This window comes from Roseomonas chloroacetimidivorans (assembly GCF_049629625.1).
GTDB lineage: Bacteria > Pseudomonadota > Alphaproteobacteria > Acetobacterales > Acetobacteraceae > Roseomonas > Roseomonas chloroacetimidivorans.
In genome coordinates this window covers 1-24787 of record NZ_JBNBZS010000038.1, presented here as the reverse complement: position 1 = coordinate 24787, position 24787 = coordinate 1, and the positions used below count along the sequence as shown (strand labels likewise).

General features: G+C 67.4%; 24 protein-coding genes. 17 read left to right on the top strand and 7 right to left on the bottom strand.

All coding sequences use genetic code 11. From position 1 onward, the window contains the following. Positions 1–481 precede the first annotated feature (481 nt). The gene (locus ACO1BU_RS23265; RefSeq protein WP_424138353.1) at positions 482–1570 is read left to right on the top strand and encodes a TRAP transporter substrate-binding protein; all 1089 of its coding nucleotides are present in this window, start codon (positions 482–484) and stop codon (positions 1568–1570) included. A 378-nt stretch (positions 1571–1948) separates the two neighbouring features. Then, positions 1949–3571, top strand: a complete 1623-nt coding sequence (abc-f, locus tag ACO1BU_RS23260) for a ribosomal protection-like ABC-F family protein (protein ID WP_424138352.1) — start codon at positions 1949–1951, stop codon at positions 3569–3571. A gap of 235 nt (positions 3572–3806) precedes the next feature. Here the strand turns inward: abc-f and ACO1BU_RS23255 are convergent, their stop codons facing one another. After that, complete coding sequence (locus ACO1BU_RS23255) at positions 3807–4001, bottom strand: hypothetical protein (protein WP_424138351.1); 195 nt, start codon at positions 3999–4001, stop codon at positions 3807–3809. Between the two features lie 186 nt (positions 4002–4187). Here ACO1BU_RS23255 and ACO1BU_RS23250 point away from each other — a divergent pair, with 186 nt between their 5' ends. The 10 genes from ACO1BU_RS23250 (at position 4188) to ACO1BU_RS23205 (ending at position 14035) form a co-directional block, all read left to right on the top strand. Beyond that, positions 4188–4352 (top strand): hypothetical protein, encoded by a 165-nt coding sequence (locus ACO1BU_RS23250; RefSeq protein WP_424138350.1) that lies wholly within the window; start codon positions 4188–4190, stop codon positions 4350–4352. A 50-nt stretch (positions 4353–4402) separates the two neighbouring features. Beyond that, the gene (locus ACO1BU_RS23245) at positions 4403–5128 is read left to right on the top strand and encodes a tyrosine-protein phosphatase (RefSeq protein WP_424138349.1); all 726 of its coding nucleotides are present in this window, start codon (positions 4403–4405) and stop codon (positions 5126–5128) included. A gap of 46 nt (positions 5129–5174) precedes the next feature. Further along, positions 5175–6149 carry a Bug family tripartite tricarboxylate transporter substrate binding protein gene (locus tag ACO1BU_RS23240; RefSeq protein WP_424138348.1) on the top strand — a complete coding sequence of 325 codons (975 nt, stop codon included), beginning with the start codon at positions 5175–5177 and terminating at the stop codon, positions 6147–6149. Between the two features lie 7 nt (positions 6150–6156). Continuing rightward, entirely contained in the window at positions 6157–7224 is a 1068-nt protein-coding gene (locus ACO1BU_RS23235; protein WP_424138347.1) for an NAD-dependent epimerase/dehydratase family protein, read from the top strand. 96 nt (positions 7225–7320) lie between these two features. Next, positions 7321–8460 carry an ABC transporter substrate-binding protein gene (locus ACO1BU_RS23230; RefSeq protein WP_424138346.1) on the top strand — a complete coding sequence of 380 codons (1140 nt, stop codon included), beginning with the start codon at positions 7321–7323 and terminating at the stop codon, positions 8458–8460. Beyond that, positions 8457–9248, top strand: a complete 792-nt coding sequence (locus ACO1BU_RS23225) for an ABC transporter ATP-binding protein (protein ID WP_424138345.1) — start codon at positions 8457–8459, stop codon at positions 9246–9248. Before ACO1BU_RS23230 ends, ACO1BU_RS23225 begins: the two co-directional genes overlap by 4 nt. Then, positions 9245–9988: an ABC transporter ATP-binding protein gene (locus ACO1BU_RS23220; RefSeq protein WP_424138344.1), complete on the top strand. Its 744-nt coding sequence runs from the start codon at positions 9245–9247 to the stop codon at positions 9986–9988. Before ACO1BU_RS23225 ends, ACO1BU_RS23220 begins: the two co-directional genes overlap by 4 nt. Continuing rightward, positions 9985–10857: a branched-chain amino acid ABC transporter permease gene (locus ACO1BU_RS23215; protein WP_424138343.1), complete on the top strand. Its 873-nt coding sequence runs from the start codon at positions 9985–9987 to the stop codon at positions 10855–10857. Before ACO1BU_RS23220 ends, ACO1BU_RS23215 begins: the two co-directional genes overlap by 4 nt. Beyond that, positions 10854–11837, top strand: coding sequence for a branched-chain amino acid ABC transporter permease (locus ACO1BU_RS23210; protein ID WP_424138342.1), 984 nt, complete (start codon positions 10854–10856; stop codon positions 11835–11837). The genes ACO1BU_RS23215 and ACO1BU_RS23210 overlap by 4 nt, the downstream gene beginning before the upstream one ends. Next, the gene (locus ACO1BU_RS23205; RefSeq protein ID WP_424138341.1) at positions 11834–14035 is read left to right on the top strand and encodes an acetate--CoA ligase family protein; all 2202 of its coding nucleotides are present in this window, start codon (positions 11834–11836) and stop codon (positions 14033–14035) included. Before ACO1BU_RS23210 ends, ACO1BU_RS23205 begins: the two co-directional genes overlap by 4 nt. On the opposite strand, the gene ACO1BU_RS23200 is transcribed toward ACO1BU_RS23205, so the two are convergent. Next, positions 14004–15011: an NADPH:quinone oxidoreductase family protein gene (locus ACO1BU_RS23200; RefSeq protein ID WP_481133236.1), complete on the bottom strand. Its 1008-nt coding sequence runs from the start codon at positions 15009–15011 to the stop codon at positions 14004–14006. The genes ACO1BU_RS23205 and ACO1BU_RS23200 overlap by 32 nt on opposite strands. Positions 15012–15081: 70 nt before the next feature. Here ACO1BU_RS23200 and ACO1BU_RS23195 point away from each other — a divergent pair, with 70 nt between their 5' ends. The 5 genes from ACO1BU_RS23195 to ACO1BU_RS23175 all read left to right on the top strand — a co-directional run bounded on the left by ACO1BU_RS23195 (position 15082) and on the right by ACO1BU_RS23175 (position 19801). Further along, a complete protein-coding gene (locus tag ACO1BU_RS23195) occupies positions 15082–16323 on the top strand; it encodes an acyl-CoA dehydrogenase family protein (protein ID WP_424138340.1) in 1242 nt (413 codons plus the stop codon). Next, a complete protein-coding gene (locus tag ACO1BU_RS23190; protein ID WP_424138339.1) occupies positions 16320–17108 on the top strand; it encodes an SDR family NAD(P)-dependent oxidoreductase in 789 nt (262 codons plus the stop codon). Before ACO1BU_RS23195 ends, ACO1BU_RS23190 begins: the two co-directional genes overlap by 4 nt. Positions 17109–17112: 4 nt before the next feature. Further along, entirely contained in the window at positions 17113–18198 is a 1086-nt protein-coding gene (locus ACO1BU_RS23185; protein WP_424138338.1) for a phosphotransferase, read from the top strand. Positions 18199–18215: 17 nt separating this feature from the next. After that, positions 18216–19172 carry an SMP-30/gluconolactonase/LRE family protein gene (locus tag ACO1BU_RS23180; protein WP_424138337.1) on the top strand — a complete coding sequence of 319 codons (957 nt, stop codon included), beginning with the start codon at positions 18216–18218 and terminating at the stop codon, positions 19170–19172. A gap of 299 nt (positions 19173–19471) precedes the next feature. Beyond that, positions 19472–19801: a hypothetical protein gene (locus ACO1BU_RS23175; protein WP_424138336.1), complete on the top strand. Its 330-nt coding sequence runs from the start codon at positions 19472–19474 to the stop codon at positions 19799–19801. A gap of 146 nt (positions 19802–19947) precedes the next feature. On the opposite strand, the gene ACO1BU_RS23170 is transcribed toward ACO1BU_RS23175, so the two are convergent. From ACO1BU_RS23170 to ACO1BU_RS23150, 5 genes are all read right to left on the bottom strand, one after another. After that, positions 19948–20289: an SWIB/MDM2 domain-containing protein gene (locus ACO1BU_RS23170; RefSeq protein ID WP_424138335.1), complete on the bottom strand. Its 342-nt coding sequence runs from the start codon at positions 20287–20289 to the stop codon at positions 19948–19950. A gap of 465 nt (positions 20290–20754) precedes the next feature. Then, on the bottom strand, positions 20755–21189 hold the full coding sequence (locus ACO1BU_RS23165) for a hypothetical protein (protein WP_424138334.1): 435 nt from the start codon (positions 21187–21189) through the stop codon (positions 20755–20757). A gap of 870 nt (positions 21190–22059) precedes the next feature. Then, positions 22060–22659, bottom strand: coding sequence for a DUF2383 domain-containing protein (locus ACO1BU_RS23160; protein ID WP_424138333.1), 600 nt, complete (start codon positions 22657–22659; stop codon positions 22060–22062). A 195-nt stretch (positions 22660–22854) separates the two neighbouring features. Beyond that, complete coding sequence (locus ACO1BU_RS23155) at positions 22855–23958, bottom strand: DUF3618 domain-containing protein (RefSeq protein WP_424138332.1); 1104 nt, start codon at positions 23956–23958, stop codon at positions 22855–22857. Beyond that, a complete protein-coding gene (locus tag ACO1BU_RS23150; RefSeq protein WP_424138331.1) occupies positions 23955–24350 on the bottom strand; it encodes a phage holin family protein in 396 nt (131 codons plus the stop codon). Before ACO1BU_RS23150 ends, ACO1BU_RS23155 begins: the two co-directional genes overlap by 4 nt. Between the last annotated feature and the right edge of the window lie 437 nt (positions 24351–24787).

Here is a 24787-nt window from a genome sequence, read left to right as displayed (position 1 = left end):
GCGCTCGTAAGCGTGACCTTGCTGCGCATGGTTGAACTCGCGGGCTGGCGTTGAACGGTGGAGCCACCGCGTTCCGGGATACTGCCAGCAGGCAACCGCGAGATGGGTCGCTATGGCCGGGATTTGCTATGGCGATCCGAACCGGCCCGAAGTTGCCGACGTCACCGCGCGCATCTGAAGGTGCCGGTTCTCCTTCCCATGAGGGACGGGGAGTGGGTGATGGGCCTTGGGATCTTCGCCACTATCGTGGAACAAGGGCCTAAATCGATCCGGCGTCGGCCTAGAGAATGGGCTTTACGACAAGACGCCGTCTGTGACGGCGGCACACTTCCGGCAGTTTGATGGATACCCGAACCGAAACGGATTCCCAATCTGAAGGTGATCTTTCCAAGGATCTGTCACCTCTCTTTGTTGCTCTTGCGCAAGGCAGAGTTTCCGCTTCCTATTTGCATCCAAGAAGATGTTGAGGGAGGAAATGACCATGGATCGTCGCGTCCTGCTCGGCGTTACGGCCACCGCCATACCGGCGTCACTTGCCGCACCCGCCATTGCGCAGACCGCGCCGGAGGTCCGGTGGAGGTTGACGTCTTCCTTCCCGAAAAGCCTCGACCTTCTCTCCTCGGCCCCGGAACTCGTTGCGCGCCGTGTCGCGGCGCTCACCGATAACCGCTTCCAGATTCGTGTCTTCGCGGCGGGCGAGATCGTGGGGGGCCTGCAGGCGCTGGATGCCGTGCAAGCCGGCACGGTGGAGGCGGCATTCACGGCGCCCTACTACTATGTCGGCAAGGATCCGACCTTCGCCTTCTTCTCAGTGCTGCCTTTCGGCCTCACCCAGCGGCAGATGACTGCCTGGCTGCGCCATGGGGGAGGCATCGAGTTAGCGAACGAGCTCTTCAAGGAATACAACGTTCTGGGCTTTCCGACCGGCGATACCGGCGCGCAGATGGGGGGCTGGTTCCGCAAGGAGATACGCACACCGGACGACTTCAAGGGCCTGAAATTCCGGGTCGCCGGACTAGCTGGTGAGGTCTTCGCGCGCATGGGCGCCGTGCCCATCCAGATCGCCGCGGGTGATATCTACCCGTCCCTGGAGCGTGGCACCCTGGATGCTGTGGAGTTCGTGGGTCCGCATGACGACGAGAGGCTCGGCTTCGCACGCGTTGCGCCCTACTACTACTATCCCGGCTTCTTCGAACCGAGCGCGCGCCTGTTCACCATGGTGAACCTCCGCGCCTGGGAGGCGCTACCCGAGCAGTACAAGCAGGCCTTCCAGGTCGCCTGCCTCGAGCAGGAATCTGAGTTGACCAGCCGCTATGACCATTCCAACCCGCAGGCGTTGCGGCGCCTTGTGGCGGCGGGAACACAGCTGCGTGCTTACTCTCGTCCGGTGCTCGAGACAGCCTGGCGCGCAGCCAACACCGTTTTCGACGAAATAGCGCAGCGGAACGAGAGGTTCCGAAAGGTGCTGGAATCCTATCGTCGGTACCGAGATGACGAGTTCACCTGGTTCCGGGTGGCCGAGAACTCTTATGACAATTTCGCCTTCACGGCGGCGCAGACCGTCCGTTGAACCCGGGCTCCGGGGAGGTCGCCTCCCTGGAGCCCGCCCAGGAGCGCCGCGAGATCGTGCGCGGGTGATGTTGTCCTTGGCTGGCGGCGGAACGTCGATCCGAAAGTGGTCCAGCCAAGATTAGAGGCGCTGCCATAGGCTGCTGCTCAGGTGAGTAGATTTAGTCGGCGGCCCGCTGGCAGGCGTGGTGCCCTCCACGGACTCCGCGAGATTCAGGGCAGACCCCGGTCACGTCAGCTGGCTGGCGGCACAGGAGAGGGGCAGGAACACTGCCTTCCCCGCCATTCCGGTGGCGGTTGACGGTTGGCCATAAGATGTGTTCTCGGACAGCCCTTCCCGGTGCCGGCGCACCGCGCCGCTCCCAGGCATAGAGTATTCATGATCCGTCTCGACTCCATCAGCAAGCAGAACGGCCAGCAGCTTGTCTTTATCGATGCCTCCGCAGCGCTCCAGCGCGGCGAGAAGGCCGGTCTGGTTGGCCCCAATGGTGCAGGCAAAACCACCCTGTTCCGCATGATCACCGGGCGCGAGCAGCCGGATGAGGGCCAGGTGCTGGTGGACCGTGGCGTCAGCATCGGCTTCTTCAGTCAGGATGTGGGGGAGATGTCCGGCCGCAGCCCCGTGGCGGAGGTGATGGATGGCGCCGGCGACGTCAGCGCCGTGGCGGCCGAGCTGGCAGCGCTGGAATCCGCCATGGCGGACCCGGGGCAAGCGGACGACCTCGACGCCATCATCGAGCGCTTCGGTGAGGTGCAGGGGCGCTTCGAGGAGTTGGGCGGCTACGCGCTTGAAGGTCGCGCGCGGGAGGTGCTGGCTGGCCTCGGCTTCAGCCAGGAGATGATGGAGGGCGACGTCGGCAAGCTGTCGGGCGGCTGGAAAATGCGCGTGGCGTTGGCGCGCATCCTGCTGATGCGCCCCGATGTGATGTTGCTGGACGAGCCCAGCAACCACCTGGACCTGGAGAGCCTGATCTGGCTGGAGGGGTTCCTGAAGGGCTATGAGGGTGCGCTGCTGATGACCTCGCACGACCGCGAGTTCATGAACCGCATCATCAACAAGGTGGTGGAGATCGATGGTGGCGCACTGAACTCCTATTCCGGCGACTACGAGTTCTACGAGCAGCAGCGCGCCATGAACGAGCGACAGCAGCAGGCGCAGTTCGAGCGGCAGCAGGCAATGCTCGCCAAGGAGATCAAGTTCATCGAGCGCTTCAAGGCACGCGCCTCCCATGCCTCGCAGGTGCAGAGCCGTGTGAAGAAGCTGGAAAAGATCGACCGCGTCGAGCCGCCGAAGCGCCGGCAGACTGTGGTGTTCGAGTTCGGGCAGGCGCCACGCTCGGGCGACGACGTGGTGAACCTGAAGGGCGTGCACAAGCGCTACGGCAGCAAGGTGATCTATGAGGGGCTGGACTTCCTGGTGCGTCGCAAGGAACGCTGCTGCGTGCTGGGCACCAATGGTGCCGGCAAGTCCACCTTGTTGAAGTTGGTGGCAGGTTCCACCGCGCCGGACCAGGGCACGGTATCGCTCGGCGGCAGCGTAAAGATGGGCTACTTCGCCCAGCACGCCATGGAGCTGCTGGACGGCGAGCGCACCGTGTTCCAGTCGCTGGAGGATGCTTTCCCCCAGGCGGCGCAAAGCTCGTTGCGGGCACTGGCCGGCTGCTTCGGCTTCTCGGGCGATGAGGTGGAGAAGAGGTGCCGCGTGCTCTCGGGCGGGGAGAAGGCGCGGCTGGTGATGGCGCGCATGCTCTACGACCCGCCGAATTTCCTGGTACTGGACGAGCCGACCAACCACTTGGACATGGCAACCAAGGAAATGCTGATCGCGGCCCTGTCGGAATACGAGGGCACCATGCTGTTCGTCTCGCATGACCGGCACTTTCTGGCCGCGCTCTCCAATCGCGTGCTGGAGCTGACGCCGGAGGGAATCCATCAGTATGGCGGCGGCTACACCGAGTATGTGGCGCGCACTGGGCAGGAGGCGCCCGGCCTGCACAGTTAGCTGGGCGGCTCAGCCCGGTTAGCCAGGGCCAATGCCCCGGGCACCCGCGCGATGCCGGCCGGGTAAGGGCCGCCGAGCGGCGGATGATGCCCATCAGCCACATCGACAAGCTGGTGGAAGGCTTGGTCCTGGCTACCTTGTTTTCTGTCGGCGGTTGCAAGTGCAGGCCCGCTGTCCGAAAGGCCTTGGTGTGTACTTCGGATTGGGGCTGACCTCAGGCATTTCTCAGGTCTGATCACGCGGCAGCGATGGTGTCGGGTATGCCAAGGCGGCTACGCCGGTCCGTATCCTTCGCCCCACGCCAAACCAGATCGGGCGAGATCCAGACTGTCAGGTCACCACGCGAGATCAGGGCCTGATCGTGCTCACGCCAGTTCCGGGTAAGGTAGCGCCACAGCAGTCGTCGAGACCCTGTTGTAGCCTGGCCCATGACACCTCAGCGTTGCTTATCGACGCAACAACGTCGTTGATAGGAGGCGTCGACAAATCTCATGGGCGACGGCGAATCTCTGTTCCCTGGCGAGGGATCCTGCTGTTACGCTCTCTCTGAAACGACATTTCAATAAATGAAATTGAGTGACGGCCGAAGTGTAAACTACTGGGAGGAAGCGCCCGAATGGGCCGGTCAGCGAGCATTGCCCTCGGCGGAAATCGTCTCCGCAATCCGGACCGATTGCCCGGCCCTCTGGCGGGGCTGAGGGTGCTCGACCTGTTCCGCGTGCCCGCCAGCCCTGGGCTAACGGCGGTGCCCAGCTTCTTCCTGCATTCGGGGATCCGCTGAGCGTGTGGGAATGTGGCCCCGGTCTGGCTCGTGGAACGCTGCCCCAGCGCGTGGAACTGGCTGGCTGCACCAACCTGCGTGACATTGGCGGCTATCGTGGCGATGGCGGGCGACGGGTGCGCTTCGGGCAGGTGTTCCGTGCTGCGGCGCTGGGTTCGCTGACCGACGACGACCTTCCGGTGCTCGACGCGCTGCACCTGCGCACGGTCGCAGACTTGCGCGGCGTAGAGGAAAGCGGGCGTGCGCCGTCCCGCCTGCCGCGGCCGGGGCCGGAGGTGATCGCGCTGCCGGTCGAGCCCACGGTGGGCGCCTCGCTGCGCGATATCCTGGCCACGGGCCGCGCGACGGGGGAGGATGTGTTATCCCTGCTCGGGCAGGCCTATCTCGCCTATGCCACGGAAAAGCTGCCGCGCTTTCGCGCCCTGCTGGAACTGGTGGCGGAGCCGGCGCGGCGGCCCATCCTGTTCCACTGTTCCGCAGGCAAGGACCGGACCGGCTTTGCTGCCGCGATCCTGCTGCTCGCCCTCGGCGTGGAGCGGGAGGCAGTCATCGAGGACTACCTGGCCACCAACCGCTTCTGGCGGCGCGAGCACGCGCTGCCCGACGGAACGCCGCCGGAGGTGGCCGAGGCTCTGAACCGCGCCCACGCGCACCTGCTGGAGGCCGCGCTGGAAAAGGCAATGACCGGCTATCGCGGCGTGGAGGACTTCTTCGCCGGTGCCATGGGCTTCGGCCCCGCACGTCTGGCCGGGCTACGCGACGCATTGCTGGAGTGACAATGGATCGGCCGTAAAGGCCGGCGCAACATGGGAGGAAGCGGGAATGCTGAGAAGGACCATCCTGCGCGCGGCATCAGCCGCGGCATTTCCAATGGGGCTAGGCTTCCCCGCCATCGTCCGGGCTTCGGACCCCTTTCCCACACGCGCGGTCACCATGGTGGTGCCCTTTCCCCCGGGCGGCGCGACGGATGTGGCAGCGCGTACCCTGGGCGAGCGCATGGCACCGCTCCTCGGCCAGCCCGTCGTGATCGACAACAAGCCCGGTGCCCAGACCGCGATCGGTGCCGACGCGGTGGCTCGTGCCCCCGCCGACGGCCATACCATTCTGATGGCTTCCGGCACTACGATGACGCTGAACCCGCTCCTGCCGGAGCGTCTGCCCTACAAGGCCGAGGACTTCGCGCCGGTGGTGCTGGTGACGACGCTTCCCTTCGGCGTAGTGGTGCGCAAGGGGCTGGCCACGGATATCGAGAGCTTCATCGCCCTCGCCAAGTCGCGCGGCGGGCAACTCAATTACGGCTCGAACGGCCCCACCAGCTTCAACAACATCGCCGCCGTGGCGGTGATGGAGGGTCTGGGCATCCGCATGCAGGAGGTGGGCTACCGCGGTGACGCGCAGCAGCTGACCGACCTGATGAGCGGCACGCTGGACGTGATCGTGGTGGGGGGCAGTTCGGCACTGGCCGCCATGCGCTCGGGCCGCGGCACGATCATCGGCTGGACAGGAGAGAAGGAGCGCCTTGCAGTGACGCCGGACGTGCCGAATTTTTCCGAGCGGGGGCCGAACATGGTGTGCCAGACGCATTTCGGGTTGTTGGCGCCGGCGCGCACGCCACCCGCGGCCGTCGCCAGGCTCAATGCCGCGGCGCTGCGGGCCATGGAGGCGCCGGAGCTGAGGCAGCGCCTGCTGAGCGAGGGGCAATACGTGGCGGGCGGCCGGCCGGAGGACTACGCCAGCTATCTGCGTCGGGACATGGAGCGCTGGCGCGACCTCGTCGCGCGCCTCGCCCGGAGCTGAGGCGGGCATGGCGGGCCGGGTCGTCATCGCCGGTGCGATGGGGCTGGTCGGGCGGGCTGCGCTCGACCGCTACGTGGCCAACGGCTGGGAGGTGATCGGCCTGTCCCGCCGCATGCCGGCCGAGGAAACAGGGGCGCGCTTCATTCCGCTGGACCTGACCGATGCCGCGGCCTGCCGCCGCGCCATATCCGGCCTGGGCGCCTCGCACCTGGTTTATAGCGCCTTGTACGAGAAGCCGGAGCTTCGCGCGGGCTGGCTCGACACGGAGCAGATGGAAACCAACCGCCTCATGCTCGCCAACTGCGTGAACGCGCTGGACGGGGAGGATGGGGCGCTGCGGCATATCACGCTGCTGCAGGGCACCAAGGCCTACGGCGTCCATCTCGGCCAAATGCCGATCCCGGGCAAGGAGGACGCGCGCCGCCACATCCATCCGAACTTCTACTGGCTGCAGGAGGACTATCTGCGCGAGCACCAGCAGGGGCGCGGCTGGCACTGGACGGTGCTGCGGCCCCAGGCGGTGATCGGCTTCGCAACCGGCAGCGCCATGAACCTGCTGGCCGCCATCGGTGCCTATGCCGCGATCAGCCGGGAGATGGGGCTGCCCCTGGTCTTTCCTGGGAAGGGGGACCGGGTGACGGAGGTGACCGATGCGCGGCTCCTCGCCGCCGCTATTGCCTGGGCAGGCGGCGCTCCGGCGGCGCAGGACCAGATCTTCAACGTGACCAATGGCGACGTGCTGACCTGGCGCAGCCTCTTTCCCGTGGTGGCGCGCGTTTTCGGCATGGAGATGGGTGCAGACCACCCGATGCCCATGGTGGCGATCATGGCGGACAAGGAGCCGGTCTGGCAGGGCATCGTCCGGCGCTACGGGCTGAAGCCCAGCACCCTGCGGGATCTGGTGGGCGTGTCCTGGCAGTTCGCGGATTTCGCCTTCAGCCGCGATGACCAGGCGGCCTCGCTCGTCAGCACGATCAAGATCCGCCAAGCGGGCTTTGGCGAGTGCATTGACACCGCTGCCATGCTCGACTGGTGGCTGACGGAATTGCAGCGGCAGGGAATCCTGCCACCCTGATCTGGTGGACACCGCGCACCGCGTGCCCGGCGCGGCCTGCCACCGGGCGAGACGCTGATCGTGGCAAACACGGCGGCGAGGGAGGACGGTCCGATCATGCTGATCCCACGCAAGGCGTTCCTGGGGCTGGGTGCGGCGGCGCTGGCCGCACCGCGTGTCTCCCGTGCTGCCGATCCGGTGAAGGTTGGCGCGCTGTTTCCGCTGAGCGGCGGCACCGCCGTGCAGGGCCAGCATGTCTGCGAGGCCATCGAGGTGGCGGCGGCCATGGTGAACGAGGCCGGCGGCGTCCTTGGCCGTCCCGTGCAGGTGGTTCGGCGGGATGACGAGAGCACCCCAGCCGTGGGCGTCAGCCGGGCGAACGAGTTGATCGGCGAAGGGGTTGCGGTGGTGATCGAAGGCTGGAACAGCCCGGTGACGCTCGCCATCCAGACTGTGCTGGCGCGGGCGGGCGTGCTGGACATCACCGCCATTTCCAAGGCCGACCAGATCCTGACCGGCGGCGGCAACCCGCTGGCGATCCGCCTCAACTCATCCAACGCGCAGGACGGGCGGGTGATCGCGGATTACCTGAAGTCCAGCGGCGCCAAGCGCATCGCTTTCCTCACCCAGAATGACGCCTATGGCAACGGCGCCCAGGCCTCGATCGAGGGCGAGCTGAAGGCCGTCGGCCATGAGTACAGCAAGGTGGGCGAGGAGAAGTTCCCCTTCACCCAGGCCGATTTTCGCGTGGCCCTGACCAATATTCGCTCCAGCAACGCCGATGCCGTGGTGGCCATCAACGCCAATGAGGGATCCGGTCTTCCTGCCCTGATCCGCCAGGCCCGGCAGATGCGCCTGCGCGGCGATTTCGTGACAGCCGTCGGCACGGTAGCGCCCAGCGTGATCCAAGTGGCGGGCGAGGCGGCGAACGGGATCATCGGGGCCGACATCTACTTTCCCAGGGAACAGCCATTCGCCTCCAACCCGGTGAACCAGGATTTCGTGCGCCGGGCGGAGGAGAAGGCCCGCTACACGCCGGACAAGTTCATGGCGCTTGGGGCCACGGCCCTCCAGGTCTGGGCCCTGGCAGCGAACGAGTTGAAGACGCTGGACCGCGAGAAGGTCGCCACACGCATCCGGGGTGGCGCCTTCAAGGGCACGGTGCTGGGTGACATTCAGTTCAGCCCGGAGGGGCAGCTCGCCTCCAGCCATCGTCTCTTCACCGTGAAGGACGGCAAGATCGAGGTGCGGGCGTGAGCCCGCCCGGCCCGGCCCCCCGCCCGCCACCCGTGCTGCGGGTGGAGGATCTCTGCGTCCGCTATGGTGCGCTGGTGGCGCTGGAGGGCGTGAGTTGGGAGGTTGGGGCCGGTGAGATCCTCGGGATCATCGGCCCCAATGGCGCGGGCAAGAGCTCCTGCTACGATGCCACCACGAACATGGTCATGCGGACCGGGCGCGTCTGGCTGGGCGGGCGCGAGGTGACGGATGCGCCGCCGCACGGGCTGGCCGCGCTCGGCCTCAAACGGGCCTTCCAGCAGAACGCCTTCTTCACGGCGATGACGGTGCTGGACAACAAGGTTGCGGTGCTGGCGCGGGAGGCCGGCACAGGCCTCCTGCCCAGCCTCATCCTGCCCTGGCGGGAAGCCTCGCGGCGCGCGATGCTGGAGCGTGAGGCGGCTGATATCCTTGAGCGCTTCGGCGTGCCGCGCGCGATGCACGGGCTGCGGCCGGGCAACATCCCCTATGGCAGCCAACGCATGCTCTCCATCGCCCTGGCTTTCGGGCGGGGCGCGCGGGTTCTGATGCTCGACGAGCCCGCGGCCGGGCTGGGCGGCTTGGACATGGTGCGGTTGTCGGAGCTTCTGCGCGGGCTGAAGGCGGCGGGCATCGCGCTGGTGGTGATCGAGCACCACATGGACCTCATCATGTCGGTGGCTGACCGGATCCTGGTGCTGGAACAGGGCCGGCCCATTGCCACAGGCAGCCCGCAGCAGGTGCAGAACGACCCGCGCGTGCTGGAAGCCTATCTGGGGCAGGCCGCATGACGGCGCCGTCGGAGCATCCGGTGCTGGAGGCGCGGAACCTGCGGGTAGCCTATGGCGGCCACGTCGCGCTCGACATTCCGCATCTCGCCCTCGTGCCCGGCGAGCTGGTGGGGGTGGTGGGCGCGAACGGGGCGGGGAAATCCACCCTGGTGAATGCGCTGCTCGGCTGGTCGCGCGGTGCTCCGAGCGTGAGCGGCAGCGTGCGGCTGGATGGGGAGGAGATCGGCGCCATGCCGCCGCACCGGCGCGTCGCACGCGGGCTGGCGCTGGTGCCGGAGGGCGGCGCGGTGTTCATGCGCCTGTCCGTGGCCGAGAACCTGGCCGCCGCGCAGCCGCCGCGCGGAGCCGGGCGGCGCGGGCATGACGAAGCGGAGATCCACGCCCTCTTTCCCCGGCTGCGGGAGCGCCGGCACCACGCCGCCTCCGCCCTCTCGGGTGGGGAACGGCAGATGCTGGCCATCGCCCGGGCGTTGCGGCTGGGGCCGCGTGCCCTGTTGCTGGATGAGCCCTCCATCGGCCTCGCGCCGCGGCTGGTAGCTGATGTGCTGCGCGCCGTGCGCGGGCTGGTGGATGCGAAGCTTTCCGTCCTGTTGGTGGAGCAGAACGTGCGCGCCGCGATCGAGGTGGTGGACCGGCTGATCCTGCTGGAGCGCGGCCGCATCCTTGCCCAGGGGCCGGTGGCAGAGATGCGCGACGATCCCCGCATCCTGGAAGCCTATCTGGGGGAGGCTGCGGCATGAACCTGGCGCAGCAGGTCATCAACGGCCTCGTCCTCGGCCACGGCTATGCTCTGATCGCCGTGGGCTGGACCGTGCTGCTGGGTGTCGCGCGGCTGGTGAATTTCGGCCATGGGCAGATCTACATGCTCGCGGCCTTTGTCACCTGGTGGGCGGTAGCGGAACTGGGCCTGCCCTATCCCGTGGCAATCCTGGTGGCGATGGCGGTGGGGGTGGCGGTCGGGCTGGTGATGCAACTGGCCATGCTGCGCCTCACATTCACGCAGGACCTCGTCTCCATCATGATCGTGACGCTGGGCTTCGGCCACATGATGCGCGGCGTGGCGGGGCTGGTCTTCGGCGGGCGGCCGCAGGTGCTGGAAACGCCGCTGAGCTATGTGGATTTCGAGGTGGCAGGCGCCTGGGTCACGGCGCAGGACCTGCTCGTCGTCCTCGTCAGCATCCTCGCCTTCGCTCTGCTGCATTTCGGGCTGGAGCGAGGCACGCTCGGCCGCAAGGCCCGCATGGTGGCGGAGGACCCGAAGCTCGCGCAGCTCGCGGGCATCGACGTGCGGCGGGTTTATCTTGCCGTCTTCGCCTTCGAGGGGGCCGCGGTGGCGCTGGCCGCCGCGCTGGTCGCGCCGCGCACGCCGATCCTGACCAGCATCGGCTTCGAGGAGGTGATCATCACCTTCGTCGTGGTGGTGCTGGGGGGTATCGGATCAGTAGCGGGTAGCTACCTGGCGGGGCTGGGCCTCGGCATCTTCACGGCGCTCTTCGGCGGCTTCGTCTCCCCGGCCTATGCCACCACCGCCGCCTTCGGGGTGCTGATCGTGGTGCTGGTGCTGCGGCCGAGCGGCCTCGCCGTCGGCGCGGCGGGAGGGCGGCGGTGAGTCCGGCGCTCCGCTTCCTGGCCTTCGCGCTCGGGGTCGTCATCCTGCTGTTCGCGCCGGGATGGCTGGGCGGGGTGCATGGCGCCTTCGCCGTGATCGCCATCATGGCGGTCGCGGCCTATGGGCTGGACATCGTCGTCTCGGATCTCGGGGAGGTCAGCCTCGCCCATACGGTGTTCTTCGCGGCGGGAGCCTATGCGACGGGGCTGATCGCTACGCGGCTCGGCCTCGGCGGCTGGGCCACGCTGGCCGGGGCCATCGCCGCCGGCACGCTGATCGCGCTCTTTCTCGGCCTCGTCACGCTGGGGCTGCGGGAATTCGTCTTCTCCCTCGTCACCTATGCCGCCACCGTGGTCGCGGCGGCCATCGCGCATAACTGGAGCGCGCTGGGTGGGTCGGACGGGGTTTCAGGCATCCCGACGCTCGATCTCTCGGTCGGGCCGTTGCGGATGGGGGCGGCGAATGATGCGCAGCTCTGGCCTTTTGCCCTCGCGCTGCTGCTCGTCACTCTCTACGCCGTGCGGCAGTTCCGCCGCTCGCGGCTGGGGGCCATGGCGATGATGGTGCATCTGAACCCGCGCCTCGCCACCATGTCCGGCATCGACGTGCGGCGGGTCCGGCTCGGGGTCTTCGTGCTTTCGGCACCCTTCAGCGCGGCGGCGGGTTGGCTCTACGCCTATCAGCGCGCCTATATCGGGCCCGACCTGTTCGAGACCTATTTCCTCGTCCTCATGCTCACCGCCGTCGTGCTGGTGGGAAGGCGGCGCCTCTTCGGGCCGCTGATCGGCATGGCGCTGGTCCTGGGGCAGGAACGTTTTCTCTCCTTCGGCGGCGACATTAACGCGATCATCCTGGGCGGCGCGCTGGTCGTGGCGCTCGCCCTGCTGCCCGGCGGGCTGGACGGGGTACTGGGCCGCCTTCTGCACCGCCCCGCCAAGCCCGATCCTTTTCCCGAGACGAGGCCGCTGACCCAATCATGAGCCCGGACTCCCTGAACCAGACCGGCCCCGCCGCGGCGGGCCATACGCGCCGCCCGCTCTACCGCCGGGCGGATCTGCTGAAGCTGCTGGAGCCGGAGAGCATTGCCATCGTCGGCGCCTCCGCCCGTGCGGGCTCCTTCGGCGAGCGCACCGCGAAGAACCTGTCGGGCTTCGCCGGGCGCCTGCATCTGGTGAATCCGCGCTACGACCGCCTCGGCGACGCGACCTGCCACGCCTCCATTGCCGCCCTACCGGAGGTGCCGGACCTCGTCGTGGCCGCGACGCCCATGGAAGCCTGCGAGGCGGTGGTGCGGGATTGCGCGGCCGCCGGCGTCGGCGCGCTGGTGCTCTATGCCGCCGGCTTCGCCGAGACGGGGCGGCCGGAGCGCGTTGCCTTGCAGCACCGCCTCGTTGCCATGGCGCGGGAAGGGAGCATGCCGCTGCTAGGGCCAAACTGTATCGGCCTGACCGACTATGTGCGCCGGGCGGAAATAAGCTTCGTCGCCATCCCGCGCCCGGCCGCGCCGCCCACGCGCCCGGCCCTGGGGATCGTCAGCCAGTCCGGCAATCTTGGCTTCGCCCTGGCCCAGGCGGTGGAGGCCGGTACGCAGGTGGGCCGCGTCCTGACATGCGGCAACTCCGGCGATATCGACGTGGCCGATCTCGTCGCCGCACTGGGCGAGGATCCCGCCTGTTCCGCCATCGCCCTGCTCTTCGAGGGCATGGCCGATCCCACGCGGTTGATCGAGGCCGCCACCATCGCCCGGCGCAACGGCAAGCCGGTAGTGGTGCACAAGCTGGGCACGGGGGAACAGGGGGCGCAGGCCGCGATGTCTCATACGGGCTCGCTGGCCGGATCGAGCGAGGTGTATCGCGCCGCCTTCGACCGGGCGGGCATGGTGCTGTCGGAAAGCTTCGAGGGGCTGCTGGAGCTTACGGGCTTCCTCGCCAAGGCCGGGCAGCCGCGCGCGCCGGGGGTGGCGGTGGTCTCCACCTCTGGCGGCGCCGCGATCATGGCAGCGGACCGGGCGGAGGCGCATGGCGTCGCGCTGCCCCAGCCCGCGCCCGAGGCCCAGGCCGTGCTCTCGGCCCGTATCCCCGAATTCGGCTCGGCGCGGAACCCCTGCGACGTCACGGCCCAGGTGCTGAACGATCCAGGATCGCTGCGCGACTGCGTAGAGGCCCTGCTCACCGATCCCGCCTATGGCGCCATCCTGCTGCCGAACGGCTTCGCCTATGACGTGGCCACGCCGCGCTTCCACATGCTGGACGAGATGGCCGCGCGCCACGGCAAGGCCGCCTGCGTTGTCTGGACCACCCAGTGGCTGGAGGGGCCTGGCGCGCGGGAGGTGGAGGGAACGGAGCGCGTGGCGCTCTTCCGATCCATGGATCGCTGCATGGCCGCAATGGCGGCTTGGCAGGCCCAGGCCGCGCGCGCCAGGGTAGGGGAGGGGGCGCCCGAGCGCCTTTCCCCGCCGGGCGCGAAGGAGGAGACCGCGCGCCTGCTGGCCGGGGCGGCCGGCCCAGTGCTGACGGAGCGCGAAGCCAAGGCCGTGCTGGCCGCCTATGGCATCCCGGTGGTGCGGGAGGTGCTGACCCAGGACGCCGAGGCCGCCATGGCCGCGGCAGAAGAACTGGGCTTCCCCGTGGCGCTGAAGGTCGAGAGCCCGGCCCTGCCGCATAAGACCGAGGCCGGCGTGATCCGCCTGAACCTGGCCGATGCGCGCGCAGTGCGCGAGGCTTTCGCGGCGGTAATGGCGAATGCCCATCGCGCCGCGCCGGACGGGCCGATCAACGGCGTGCTGGTGCAGCCCATGGTGCCCCCAGGCATCGAGATGGTGGTCGGCGCGCGCCGCGATCCGCTCTTCGGCCCCACCGTGCTGGTGGGCCTGGGGGGAATCCTGGTGGAGCTGCTGCGCGACAGCGCCGTGGCGCTCGCGCCCGTGGGCGGGGATGAGGCGCGCGCCATGCTTGGCCGCCTGAAGGGGGCACGGCTGCTCTCCGGCTTCCGCAACCTGCCCGCAGCCGACATTGACACCCTGGCTGGCATCGTCCAGCGCGTCTCGGAGCTTGCCGCCGACCATGCAGACCGGATCGCGGAAATCGACGTGAATCCCGTGATCTGCGCCGGCACGCGGCAGGTGGCCGTGGACGCGCTGATCGCCCTCAGCGCGGCGGAGCCTCCGCCGCATGGGTGAGCAGCACCAGCTTGCCCGTCGCGCGGCGGTTGCCCAGCGTCTCCAGCGCTTCCGCCGCGCCCTCCAGCGGAAAGCGGCGGGATATAGCGGGTTGCAGCTTCCCTTCCGCCACCCAGCGGAACAGGCGCTGGAGCATCTCCCGGTTCGCCTCGCGCTCCCGCCGCGCGAATTCGCCATAGAACACGCCGGTCACGGCGCAGTTTTTCAGCAGCACGAGGTTGAGCGGCAGGCGAGGGATCTCCCCCGCCGCGAAGCCGACCACCAGGAACCGCCCGCGCCAGCCGATCGAGCGCAGGGCGGGCTCGGTGAAGGGGCCGCCCACGGGGTCGAAAATCACGTCCGGCCCGTTGCCATCCGTCATCGTGCGGATCTCGTCGCGCCAGCCGTCGCGGGTGTAGTCGATCAGACCCTCCGCCCCCGCCTCGCGGCAGGCGGCCAGCTTCGCCTCGGAGGAGGCGGCGGCGATGACGCGGGCGCCGAGCAGCCGGCCTATCTGGATCGCGGCCAGGCCGACGCCACCGGAGGCGCCGAGCACCAGCAGCGTCTCGCCCTGCTTCAACGCGCCCCGATCCTCCAGCGCGTGGAGCACGGTACCGTAGGCCAGGCAGAGCGCGGCCGCCGAATCCGGCGCCACGCCATCCGGCACCAGCACGCATTTAGCGGCATCCACCGCCGCGGCCTCGGCGAAGCCGCCATGGGTGATCACGGCGGCCACGCGCGCGCCAATCGCCGGCTCGCTTACGCCTTCTCCCTGGGCGGTGACAATGCCGCAGACCTCGCCGCCGGGCACGAAGGGCATGGGGGGCTTCTGCTGGTAGCGCCCCTCGATGATCAGCGTGTCCGGGAAGTTCACGCCGCAGGCCTCCACGCGCAGCAGAACCTGACCCGGACCCGGAACGGGATCCGGGAGGCTCTCGACACGGAGTGCCGAGGGCGGTCCATACTCGCGGCACAGCACGGCTTTCATCCCGGGCATCTCCTCCTCGCTTCTGGCGAGAGGTTGGGCGCGGGGCGGGGCCGGAGACAAGACGGGACGGAGCGTTAACATGGATTTCGCGTACTCGCCCAAGGTGCAGGACCTGCGGGCCAGGCTGCAGGCCTTCATGGATGAGCACGTCATCCCCAACAACCACCTGCACCACGAGCAGCACGCGGCGATGACGGACCGGTGGCAGCCGGTTCCGATCGTCGAGGAGCTCAAGCCCAAGGCACGCGCGGCAGGGCTTTGGAACCTGTTCCTTCCCGCCTCCTCCCACGGCGCGGGACTGAGCAACCTGGAATACGCGCCCCTGGCCGAGATCATGGGCCGCATTCCCTGGTCCAGCGAAGTGTTCAACTGCTCTGCCCCCGATACGGGGAACATGGAGACGATCGAGCGCTACGGCACGGAGGAGCAGAAGCGCCGCTGGCTCGCCCCGTTGCTGGACGGCAAAATTCGCTCGTGCTTCGCCATGACCGAGCCCGATGTGGCCTCCTCCGACGCAACCAACATCCAGACGCGGATCGAGCGCCAGGGCGACCATTACGTCATCAACGGGCGGAAGTGGTGGTCCTCCGGTGCGGGCGATCCGCGCTGCGCCATCTTCATCGTGATGGGCAAGTCCTCCCCGGACAACCCGGACAAGTACCGCCAGCAATCCATGATCCTGGTTCCCCGAGATACGCCGGGCCTGACGATCAAGCGCATGCTGCCAGTCTTCGGCTTCGATGACGCACCGCACGGCCATGCGGAACTCCTGTTCGAGAATGTGCGCGTGCCCGCGGAGAACATCCTGCTGGGCGAGGGGCGCGGCTTCGAGATCGCGCAAGGGCGGCTAGGGCCGGGGCGCATCCACCACTGCATGCGGGCCATCGGCCTTGCGGAACGCGCGCTGGAGATGATGTGCCGCCGCTCCCTGGAGCGTCGCCCCTTCGGCAGGCCGCTGGCCGACCAGGGCGTGATGGTCGAGCGCATCGCGAAGTCCCGGATCCTGATCGACCAGGCGCGGCTGCTGACCCTGCACGCCGCCTGGCGCATGGACATGGTGGGCAACAAGGAGGCGCGGACCGAGATCGCCGAGATCAAGGTGGCGGCGCCCGAGATGGCCTGTCAGGTGATCGACTGGGCCATCCAGGCCCATGGTGGCGCCGGCGTGACCGAGGATTTTGACCTCGCCTACATGTTCAAGATCGCGCGCACGCTGCGGATCGTGGACGGGCCGGACGAGGTCCACCGCTTCCAGCTCGGCCGGATGGAACTGAACAAGTACCGCCCGCCCCGCAACTCCATGGCGGGGGCCGCATCGTGAGCGGCACGCTCTTTGACCTGTCGGGCCAGGTCGTCATCGTCACTGGCGCCTCACGCGGGATCGGGCGCGCCATAGCGGAGCGCATGGCGCAGCACGGGGCAAAGGTCGCCGTCTCCTCGCGCAAGATCGAGGCTTGTGAGGAGGTGGTGCAAGGCATTACCGAGTGCGGCGGCGAGGCTTTCGCCCAGGCCTGCAACATCGGACGCAAGGAGGATCTCCAGGCGCTGGTGGATGCGACTCTTGCACGCTGGGGCCGGATCGACAGCGTGGTCTGCAACGCCGCGATCAACCCGCATTTCGGCCCCTCAGCCGACCTGCCGGACGCAGTGTTCGAGAAGGTGATGGCCACCAACATCCGGTCCAACCTCTGGCTCGCGCATATGGCCATGCCCGGAATGGCTGAGCGCGGCGGGGGCACGGTCATCATCGTCTCCTCCATCGCGGGGCTGCGCGGCACGCCGGTGCTGGGGGCCTATGGCATCTCCAAGGCAGCGGACATGCAGCTGGCGCGGAACCTGGCGGTGGAATGGGGGCCGCGGAACATCCGGGTGAACTGCATCGCGCCCGGCCTGGTCCGCACCGACTTTGCCCGCGCGCTGTGGGAGGACCCGGCCATTCTGCGCAAGCGCACCCGCGACACGCCGCTGCAGCGCATCGGTGAGCCGGACGAGATCGCGGGCGCAGCCGTCTTCCTGGCCTCTGCGGCGGGGAGCTTCATGACCGGCCAGACGATCGTGATTGATGGTGGAGTGTTGGCCGGCCCGCCGATGGTCGGGGAGGAATAGGGACATGCCCCCGGATGCGCCCGTGCCATCGGACGGCATGCCGGTGCTCGTGCCGGTGCTGGAAAGCCATCGCTTCGACGAGGCGGCGCTGGCGCGCTACCTCGCCGGCCGCCTTCCGGGTTTCACTGGGAAAGGGCTCGTGGTGCGCCAGTTTCAGGGCGGCCAATCCAATCCCACCTTCCATCTCGGCACGCCGGATGGCGACTTCGTGCTGCGCAAGAAGCCGCCGGGCAAGCTGCTGCCTTCCGCACATCAAGTGGAGCGTGAGTTTCGCGTTATGCGCGCCCTGGCCGGCAGCAAGGTGCCCGTGCCCGTCACGCACCTCCTCTGCGAGGATGAGACGATCATCGGCACGCCCTTCTTCGTCATGGATCACGTGCCCGGGCGCATCTTCGCTGATCGCGTCATGCTTGCGGGTACGCCGGCCGAGCGCGCCGCGGTCTATGCGGAACTCGCACGCGTGCTGGCGGCGCTGCACCAGGTGGACTGGCGCGCGGCGGGACTGGCTGATTTCGGCCGCGCCGAGCGCTACATGGAGCGGCAGGTGCAGCGTTGGGCGCGGCAGTGGGAAGCCTCCAAGGTGGAGGAGATGCCGGCCATGGACCAGACTGCCGCCTGGCTTCTGGACCACCTGCCCGCCGATGAGGAAACGGCCATTGCTCATGGCGACTACCGGCTGGGCAATGTCATTCTGCATCCGCGGGAGCCGCGCATCGCCGCCGTGCTGGACTGGGAGCTGGCGACGCTGGGCCACCCGCTGGCCGACCTCGCCTATGCCTGCCTGACCTACCACATGCCTCCCGGCCCCACTGGGCTGACCGGCGTGCTGGGCACGGACTATGAGGCACTGGGCATCCCTACGCAGGAAAGGTTCGTGGCGGAATACTGCCGCCACGCCGGCCGTCCCGTTCCGGCAGATCTCGATGTCTTCGTGGTGTTCTCGATGTTCCGCCTCGCCTCCATCGTTGCGGGGGTGTGGCGGCGCGCGCTGGACGGCAACGCCTCGGACCCGCGCGCCATTGGCTACCGCGAGCGCTACCGCGGCATGGCCGAGCGCGCCTGGGGCATCGCCCAGCGCCTGGGCGCCTGACGAAGAAGGGAGGAGCGATGACGAGCATGACACCCGAGGGACGGGACGCCATGGCCGTTCCCGGCGCCCGTATTCTGGCGGAAGGGCTGCGCTTCCCCGAGGGGCCTGTGGTCCTGCCGGACGGGCGCGTTGCCCTGGTGGAGATTGAGGCCGGACAAATCACCACCATTGCACCGGACGGGACGAAGTCGGTTCTGGCTAGGCCCGGCGGTGGTCCCAACGGCCTGGCCCTGGAACCGGGGGGCATGCTCCTCTGCTGCAACAATGGCGGCTTCGAGTGGATCGAAGCCGCAGGCACGTTGCGGCCGCACGGCGCCCCACCCTCCTATGACGGCGGCTGGATCGAGCGGATCGACCCCGAGACCGGCGCCTGCACCCGCCTTTACGACGCCTGCGAGGGACGACGCCTGCGCGGGCCGAACGACCTGGTGCTGGATGGCGCGGGCGGATTCTGGTTCACCGATTACGGCAAGGTCCGTACTCGGGAGCGCGACATGGGCGGTGTCTACTGGGCCGCGCTGGATGGCAGCCGGATCGTCGAGGCGGCGCATCCATTTCCCGGCGGCGCCAACGGCATCGGACTCTCGCCAGACGGGCGTCGCCTCTATGTCGCGGAAACGGAGACGGGCCGTCTCTGGGCCTTCGATGTCCAGGGACCTGGCGCGCTGCGGCGGGATCCCTGGCCAAGCCCGCATGGCGGCGCGCTGCTCTGCCAACTGCCAGGCTTCCGGCGGCTGGACAGCCTGGCGGTGACGGCCGCAGGCAACATCTGCGTGGCGACGCTGGTATCTGGAGAGATCACCACGGTTGCACCGGACGGCCGTATTCTGGACGTGCTTCGCTGCGGTGAGCGGATGCCCACGAATATCTGCCTCGGTGGCGCCGGCCTGCAGATGGCCTTCATCACCCTTTCACACACGGGGAAGTTGCTGGAGGTGCCATGGGCCGAAGCGGGGTTGCCGCTCGCGGGCTGAGAAGAGCCTGTTATACGCTTGGGCCAGGGAGGAGAGGGAATTCTCTTCCTCCTGGAACCTTCCAGAGCCCTCGATCTGACTTTCGGACCGTGAGGCTTCCTTGGGCCGTCTTTCGGGTGCTGCGGTTCGGGGTACAGGGCGGGGGCCTCAAGCCGGCCCTTGCACCGACACCTGGAGGAACGCGCGGCAGCCACCGGCAGAGAGGGATCGATTTTGCCGGGTACTCGGGATGACATGGTGCTGGTGTCACCGCCCCGCCCGGCCCATAGGGGGGGGCTGAAGCATGGAAGGTCCGCCTGATGGACAAGGACGAGCTCACTGCCTGGGCCGTGAAGAATGGCTGGCAGGTGATGGCCGGCGCACCGAGCCTCACCAAACCGTCGGCGCCCAAGGAGGCTATCGTTCGGATGGTTCTTAAGGCGACCGTAGTGAACCTTGAGGTCAAGAAGCCCGCGGGCAAGTGGGAGAAGATCTCCGGCGAGAGCTATGCCAAGGTCCAGCCCGACCCCGATACGGGCGTCCCCCAGGGTCTCGGCTTCGAGAAGATTCCAAGCTTCTCCATGCTGATGCAGGAGAACAAGGACCGGCAGATCTTCGCCAACATGGGCGGGCCGCCGAAGCGCCGGTAGCGGCCGCTTCGGGATGACGGGCTGTCGGCACCCCGTCCGTGGCGGCGGCCAGCCTCTACCAGCCCGCTTCCGGGGTAATCGGGATCACTCGGGCCTCCGGGCAAGATGCCGCGGAAACTGTGGGAAGCGGGCTGCCGGGTACGGCCCTACTTCAGGTGCTGGGCGAGGTGCTTGTTCATCTCAAACATTGTCACCTTGTCCTTGCCGAACACCTCACGAAGCTTGTCGTCCGCCAGGATCTCGCGCCCGTCCTCCGGGTTCTGGAGCTTATTGGCTTTGATATACTCCCAAACCTTGCTGACCACTTCGCCGCGGGCAAGCTTCTCCTTCCCCACGACAGCCGCGAGCGCCTCTGACGGTTGCAGGGGCTGTTGAAGCGCGTTCGGCTTGTTACCCTTGGCGGGCTTCGCGACCTTGGTCCCCTTCACCTTCTCGCCGTCCCCCGCGCCCGCCTGCTTGGACGTCGTGGCGTTCGTCTTGCTGGGCATTGACACACTCCTGATCGTTTCTGCTGGCGGCCCTCACAGGCCGAGTGCCAGCATCCCTTGGGCCGCAACGGCGATTGTGCTTGGTGGGTTTCTGCTAGCCCTGCTTCCGGTGGGCGGTTGCAATCAAAACCGTGATGCGCTGGCCGTCAGTAGCCAGCAGGGTCATGACCCATCTCGCCTATGCCGATAGCCGCAATCTCATCACCGAGGCCCTGAAGGTCAGCGCGGTGGCCCGCGGCATGGCACACGGCCTGCACGAGGCGGGGCAGCGGGGTATCCTGACTTCGGCTACGGCTGCCCCAACCGTCTTATGGACCTGCTCAGCCGGGCTGAGGCACCGGTGCCGGCTGTCGTCTTCGGGTGTGTGACGTCATGCGACCGAGGCCGGGTTCGAGGTAGTCACAGTGGATTGCAACCTCTCGAGCGAGGGAATCAGGTGGGCACGAGCCGTGCCGGTCAGGCATGTTACCCGTGCGGCAGTTTGCGGAACCATGTGGGCGGTGGGTCGGGGGGCGTGGGCGCGCCGGTTCCAGAATAGGAGGGATAGATGACGGCGAGCTTGGCAGCTTGCGCCTGCCGCAATTCGGCGCAAAGACGATTCAGCTCGTCGGGGCGAGCGCCAGCCTGCAAGGCAGCCTTGTAGGCATTCAGGGCGGCCCTGATGGGGTCGTCATACTCGGGCGTATACGACACCCACCAGGGCTCGACGCAGACGGGGGGCGGGTGAAGCGGAACCTTGATGCCCCGCCGCTTGGCTTCCGCCATCAGCACATCACGGCGTGAGGACAGGACCGCGAGGTTGACTGCAGGGACCGCCTTTTCGGATGCGGTCTGGAGGGCGTCGAAAGCGTCCCGGATCGCTTGCTTCAGGGCATCGTCAGAGAGTGCTCGTAGCCTCATGCGGGCAGGGTGCCATCGCTGATCAGCGCCGCAGAATCCCATTTGCGTGGGCCCGGGCACAAGATCCCAGGCCGCCCCAGGCCAGTAGTCGAGGAGCTTGGCCTCGTGGGGGACAGGATTGATGCGCCCTTAGGGCTTCCTGTCGCGCCTGACTGCTCGGTCCTTGCGAACGAGCGAGGGACCGCTGGGCTCACCGCTTCCCTGTCCCGGCTGCGCTCTGGGTCGCACTGCTCGCCCCGCCCTGGAGGCACGACTTGCGGGGGAAAGGGGAGGGAGATTGGCAATAGGGGTGCCTCGTGACCGTTCTGGGCTAGCGGCTTGGCGTGCTGAAGGGCACGGCGTCGCAGGATTGCGGCTGAAATGCCCTGCTGCGAGGCACGGGCTCAAAGGGCGGGAGAGGCGTAGAAGCGGCGAGTCGCCCAGAGGACGGGGACAACAACTTCGGGCCGGGTATCGGGAAAGGCAGGCTGGGATTACAATGTGCTAAATCTTGTGCATCAAATTGCCCGGCTCACAAGCTTCGGAGAAAGGTGAATTCTCGGAGAGAAAAATACCGCTTGTTTTGAGATCGAAGCATCAAATCTGACGCACGAACAGCTGCAACACCTAGCCCATATTTCGGTCATGACCTTTGCAGAGAGAAATTGTCCTGGGATGGACTAGAGCAGCGATAGGAACTGGGTATGAGCATGAACTGGAAATGAGGGTAACGACTGCCAAACCGTGTTGATAACAGCCCCGGGAAAGCAAAGTCGTCCGCCTCGCACTAGGTGCCACTCAACGCTGCCGCCTCGTTCCGGCTAAGGCAGTCCAACTTGGTGGCCTTCGGGCCAACTTCTGCGGATATTTCTCTTGGCCGACAAGTAAGGACTATTTGCGCTGGTGCCACATTCGAATCATGGCTTCCAGGGAAGCGCGGCCTATTCCTTCTATAACATTGGCAGTGGTGCCGTGCACCCGCGCGAAAGCACCGGTCGCTTGCCCTACGAGAGTATCTTCGCCGCAACCGAGGGCTCGGAGCGCATCACAGGCCCATGCGTAGTGCCGGGCCTCATCCGCCGCGAAGCTGCCGATGAGTCCGCCCAGCGATGGAGGATAAGGTTTAGCCGCGTAGCGGGCGTATTTCTCGCGCGATTGCCATTCATTGGACACGAAGCCAAGCAGCACGGTCCGGTCGCCGCCAGGTAGGCCGATGATCTGCACGCCGAGCTTGAACAGTCCGGTTGGTAGGTGCGGCAGAATCGGTGGTGTGGCGCCCATCTCGCGAATGAGCGCTGAAAGTTCGTGCGCATGCCTTTCGTGGTCCTGCCGAAAGACTTGGAGCGTGTTCCGCAGGGTCCGGTCGCGCAGCGCGGAAACGGCCAGGGCGTACATTGGCAGCGCATCGTGCTCCAACTGGAGCAGATCAATGAGGTCTGCCTGCACAGTCGCGGCATCGACCGGCGTATGTCGGGTCATCGTTTCAGCCATGCTCAACGTCCCCAAATCTGCACAGATGCCGGCCAGAGACCTATACGGCAACGCGGATTCTACCCATCCGGCCAGGCGCGCGGGTAAGCGGCAACGAGAAGTAGATCACCGGAGCCCGTATCATCACGCGGGCGATGATACGGGCAGGCGCCGCCTGGGAGCGAGGCCTGGCTCGCCCCCAGGGACCGGTTCGTGTCAGCCCCGGCGAGGGTGCTCCTGCGATTCTCCGGCCTCAGCAATGCTGCGTTTCGCATCTTCAGCCGCGCCGCGCAGAGCCTCTCCGGCTGCCTGGGCAACATCACCGGCCGCCTTGCCGAGCGTGCCACCCGCTGATGAAAGACCTCCCTGGTCAAGCCGGTCTTTCGCCTCCGAGTAGGTGGACGCAACGGCGTCCTGGACTCGGTCAAGGCGCTCGCCTGCCGCTGCACGCACCTGCTCGTAACCTTCGCGCGCTGCGTCACCGACGCGATCCGTCACGCTGTCGCGTACTTCCCCGAGCAGCCTGTCCTCAGTTCGGGTCCGTGGCAGCACCGCGCCGAGCGCCGCACCCAGCGCGAGGCCAAGCGCCCCGAACAGGAGTGGCTGGGCCTCGGCGAAGTGCTCTAGTCCACCAGGACCAGTTCGCGTCGCCGAGGAAGCATGGCGTCGGACGGTAGAAAGCCCCTCTCCCACGGCCTCAGCGGCCTGGTGCCCGAGCGATCCGATGCCCTGTGCCGCCTTCCCCGCCGTGTTGGAGATATTTTCGGCAAGATCTGACCCGGCCGTGGTGACGTGAGAGGCTGCGTCCCTTACGGCAGAAGTGGCACGCGAAACGGTCTCGCGTGTCGCCCCGGCGGCGTCGCTCACCTTCTCCTGCGTGGAGCCAATAACATCCGAGACTTGGGCGCGCGCCGTACCCGTATTTTCCGAGGCCGCGATCGGCATGCTGCCGATATATGATGTGCTGCTCGATCCATGATCCGGAGCTGGCAGCAGCTTGGGGTTCGAGCTGGATGTCGCTGAGGCAGCATGGCTTCCCGTGCCATTCTTGGACAGGAGCAGCCAGGCAATGCCCGCCCCAATCAAGGCCACGGGTAAGGGATTATCGCGGACCGAGGCCCCGAGATTGCGTACGAATTCAGCCCCGCCTGATCCCCGCGCATAGTCGGCCACCTGATCCACAAGCTGGTCCATCATCTGGCCGGGCGCCAACTTCTCCCGGAGCGCGTCCAGCGTCCCGGAGACGTTCGCGCGGGTCTGCTCCACCTCCGTCTCGATCTGTCCGGAAGACTTTTCTCCGGGGTTCGTCGTCCCGCTCATCGCACCTGCTCCTTGGCGACTTCGGCGTCACGCGACAGCTGCGTCACGGTCCGGTCCGGTGTGAGATTGGAGGCCTTAAGGCGGTTAAGCCCGCCGCGCAGCACTAGGTAGCCGATCACCGCCACGACGACCGCGACGATCAGGGCCGAGACTGTCGCGGAGAGGTGGACGAACTCCACAAGAAAGGCGACGGCCGCCTGCAGCAGGATGACCAGCGCTCCCAGCAGCAGCACTCCGCCGATAGCAAGGGAGGCGCTTGCCGCCCCTACAACTGACACCTTCTCGCCGATCTCGGCACGAGCGAGCTGGACCTCCTTTCGGACCAGTGTGGAGGTCTGGTCGACAAGGTCGCCGAGCAGGTCGGGGATTGATCGGTCGGTATGCTGGCTCATAGCGGTGTTCCCGTCCGCTCATTCGGCATCGGGCTGGCCCCGGTCGTTCCATGCGATCCGGCAGTGGGCAAACTGTCTGCCGTCACCGTCGGCGCCACAACGCCTGCTTCGCCCACCGGGGTATCGGGCATGCTGCCCGGTGCGGCGTCGCCCGGCCGGTGCGCCACCGCACCGCCAAGGCTGGCCGCAGACATGGTTGCCGGCCTCGCGACGGCCTCTCCGTGCGCTGGAACCCAACCCGGGGCTGAATGAGCTATGGCCGAAACTGGGTGATGGCGATGTGAGAGAGGCGGCGTATCGAGGTGGGTGGAAGCCTGCCTGAACCTCCCGAAGGAGCGATACGCCGAGATGAGCGATACCACTGTTGTCCCCCTGCGTCAGCCGGAGACGGTCGAGGATCCGCTGACAGCGGTTTTGAGGAGCGGCGCCCGCCGGCT

Excerpts from the sequence above, each read along its gene's own strand:
- ACO1BU_RS23265 (WP_424138353.1), top strand. The coding sequence starts at position 482 with ATGGATCGTCGCGTCCTGCTCGGCGTTACGGCCACCGCCATACCGGCG.
- abc-f (WP_424138352.1), top strand. The coding sequence starts at position 1,949 with ATGATCCGTCTCGACTCCATCAGCAAGCAGAACGGCCAGCAGCTTGTC.
- ACO1BU_RS23255 (WP_424138351.1), bottom strand. The coding sequence starts at position 4,001 with ATGGGCCAGGCTACAACAGGGTCTCGACGACTGCTGTGGCGCTACCTT.
- ACO1BU_RS23250 (WP_424138350.1), top strand. The coding sequence starts at position 4,188 with ATGGGCCGGTCAGCGAGCATTGCCCTCGGCGGAAATCGTCTCCGCAAT.
- ACO1BU_RS23240 (WP_424138348.1), top strand. The coding sequence starts at position 5,175 with ATGCTGAGAAGGACCATCCTGCGCGCGGCATCAGCCGCGGCATTTCCA.
- ACO1BU_RS23235 (WP_424138347.1), top strand. The coding sequence starts at position 6,157 with ATGGCGGGCCGGGTCGTCATCGCCGGTGCGATGGGGCTGGTCGGGCGG.
- ACO1BU_RS23230 (WP_424138346.1), top strand. The coding sequence starts at position 7,321 with ATGCTGATCCCACGCAAGGCGTTCCTGGGGCTGGGTGCGGCGGCGCTG.
- ACO1BU_RS23220 (WP_424138344.1), top strand. The coding sequence starts at position 9,245 with ATGACGGCGCCGTCGGAGCATCCGGTGCTGGAGGCGCGGAACCTGCGG.
- ACO1BU_RS23215 (WP_424138343.1), top strand. The coding sequence starts at position 9,985 with ATGAACCTGGCGCAGCAGGTCATCAACGGCCTCGTCCTCGGCCACGGC.
- ACO1BU_RS23205 (WP_424138341.1), top strand. The coding sequence starts at position 11,834 with ATGAGCCCGGACTCCCTGAACCAGACCGGCCCCGCCGCGGCGGGCCAT.
- ACO1BU_RS23200 (WP_481133236.1), bottom strand. The coding sequence starts at position 15,011 with ATGCCCGGGATGAAAGCCGTGCTGTGCCGCGAGTATGGACCGCCCTCG.
- ACO1BU_RS23195 (WP_424138340.1), top strand. The coding sequence starts at position 15,082 with ATGGATTTCGCGTACTCGCCCAAGGTGCAGGACCTGCGGGCCAGGCTG.
- ACO1BU_RS23185 (WP_424138338.1), top strand. The coding sequence starts at position 17,113 with ATGCCCCCGGATGCGCCCGTGCCATCGGACGGCATGCCGGTGCTCGTG.
- ACO1BU_RS23180 (WP_424138337.1), top strand. The coding sequence starts at position 18,216 with ATGACGAGCATGACACCCGAGGGACGGGACGCCATGGCCGTTCCCGGC.
- ACO1BU_RS23175 (WP_424138336.1), top strand. The coding sequence starts at position 19,472 with ATGGACAAGGACGAGCTCACTGCCTGGGCCGTGAAGAATGGCTGGCAG.
- ACO1BU_RS23170 (WP_424138335.1), bottom strand. The coding sequence starts at position 20,289 with ATGCCCAGCAAGACGAACGCCACGACGTCCAAGCAGGCGGGCGCGGGG.
- ACO1BU_RS23165 (WP_424138334.1), bottom strand. The coding sequence starts at position 21,189 with ATGAGGCTACGAGCACTCTCTGACGATGCCCTGAAGCAAGCGATCCGG.
- ACO1BU_RS23160 (WP_424138333.1), bottom strand. The coding sequence starts at position 22,659 with ATGGCTGAAACGATGACCCGACATACGCCGGTCGATGCCGCGACTGTG.
- ACO1BU_RS23155 (WP_424138332.1), bottom strand. The coding sequence starts at position 23,958 with ATGAGCGGGACGACGAACCCCGGAGAAAAGTCTTCCGGACAGATCGAG.
- ACO1BU_RS23150 (WP_424138331.1), bottom strand. The coding sequence starts at position 24,350 with ATGAGCCAGCATACCGACCGATCAATCCCCGACCTGCTCGGCGACCTT.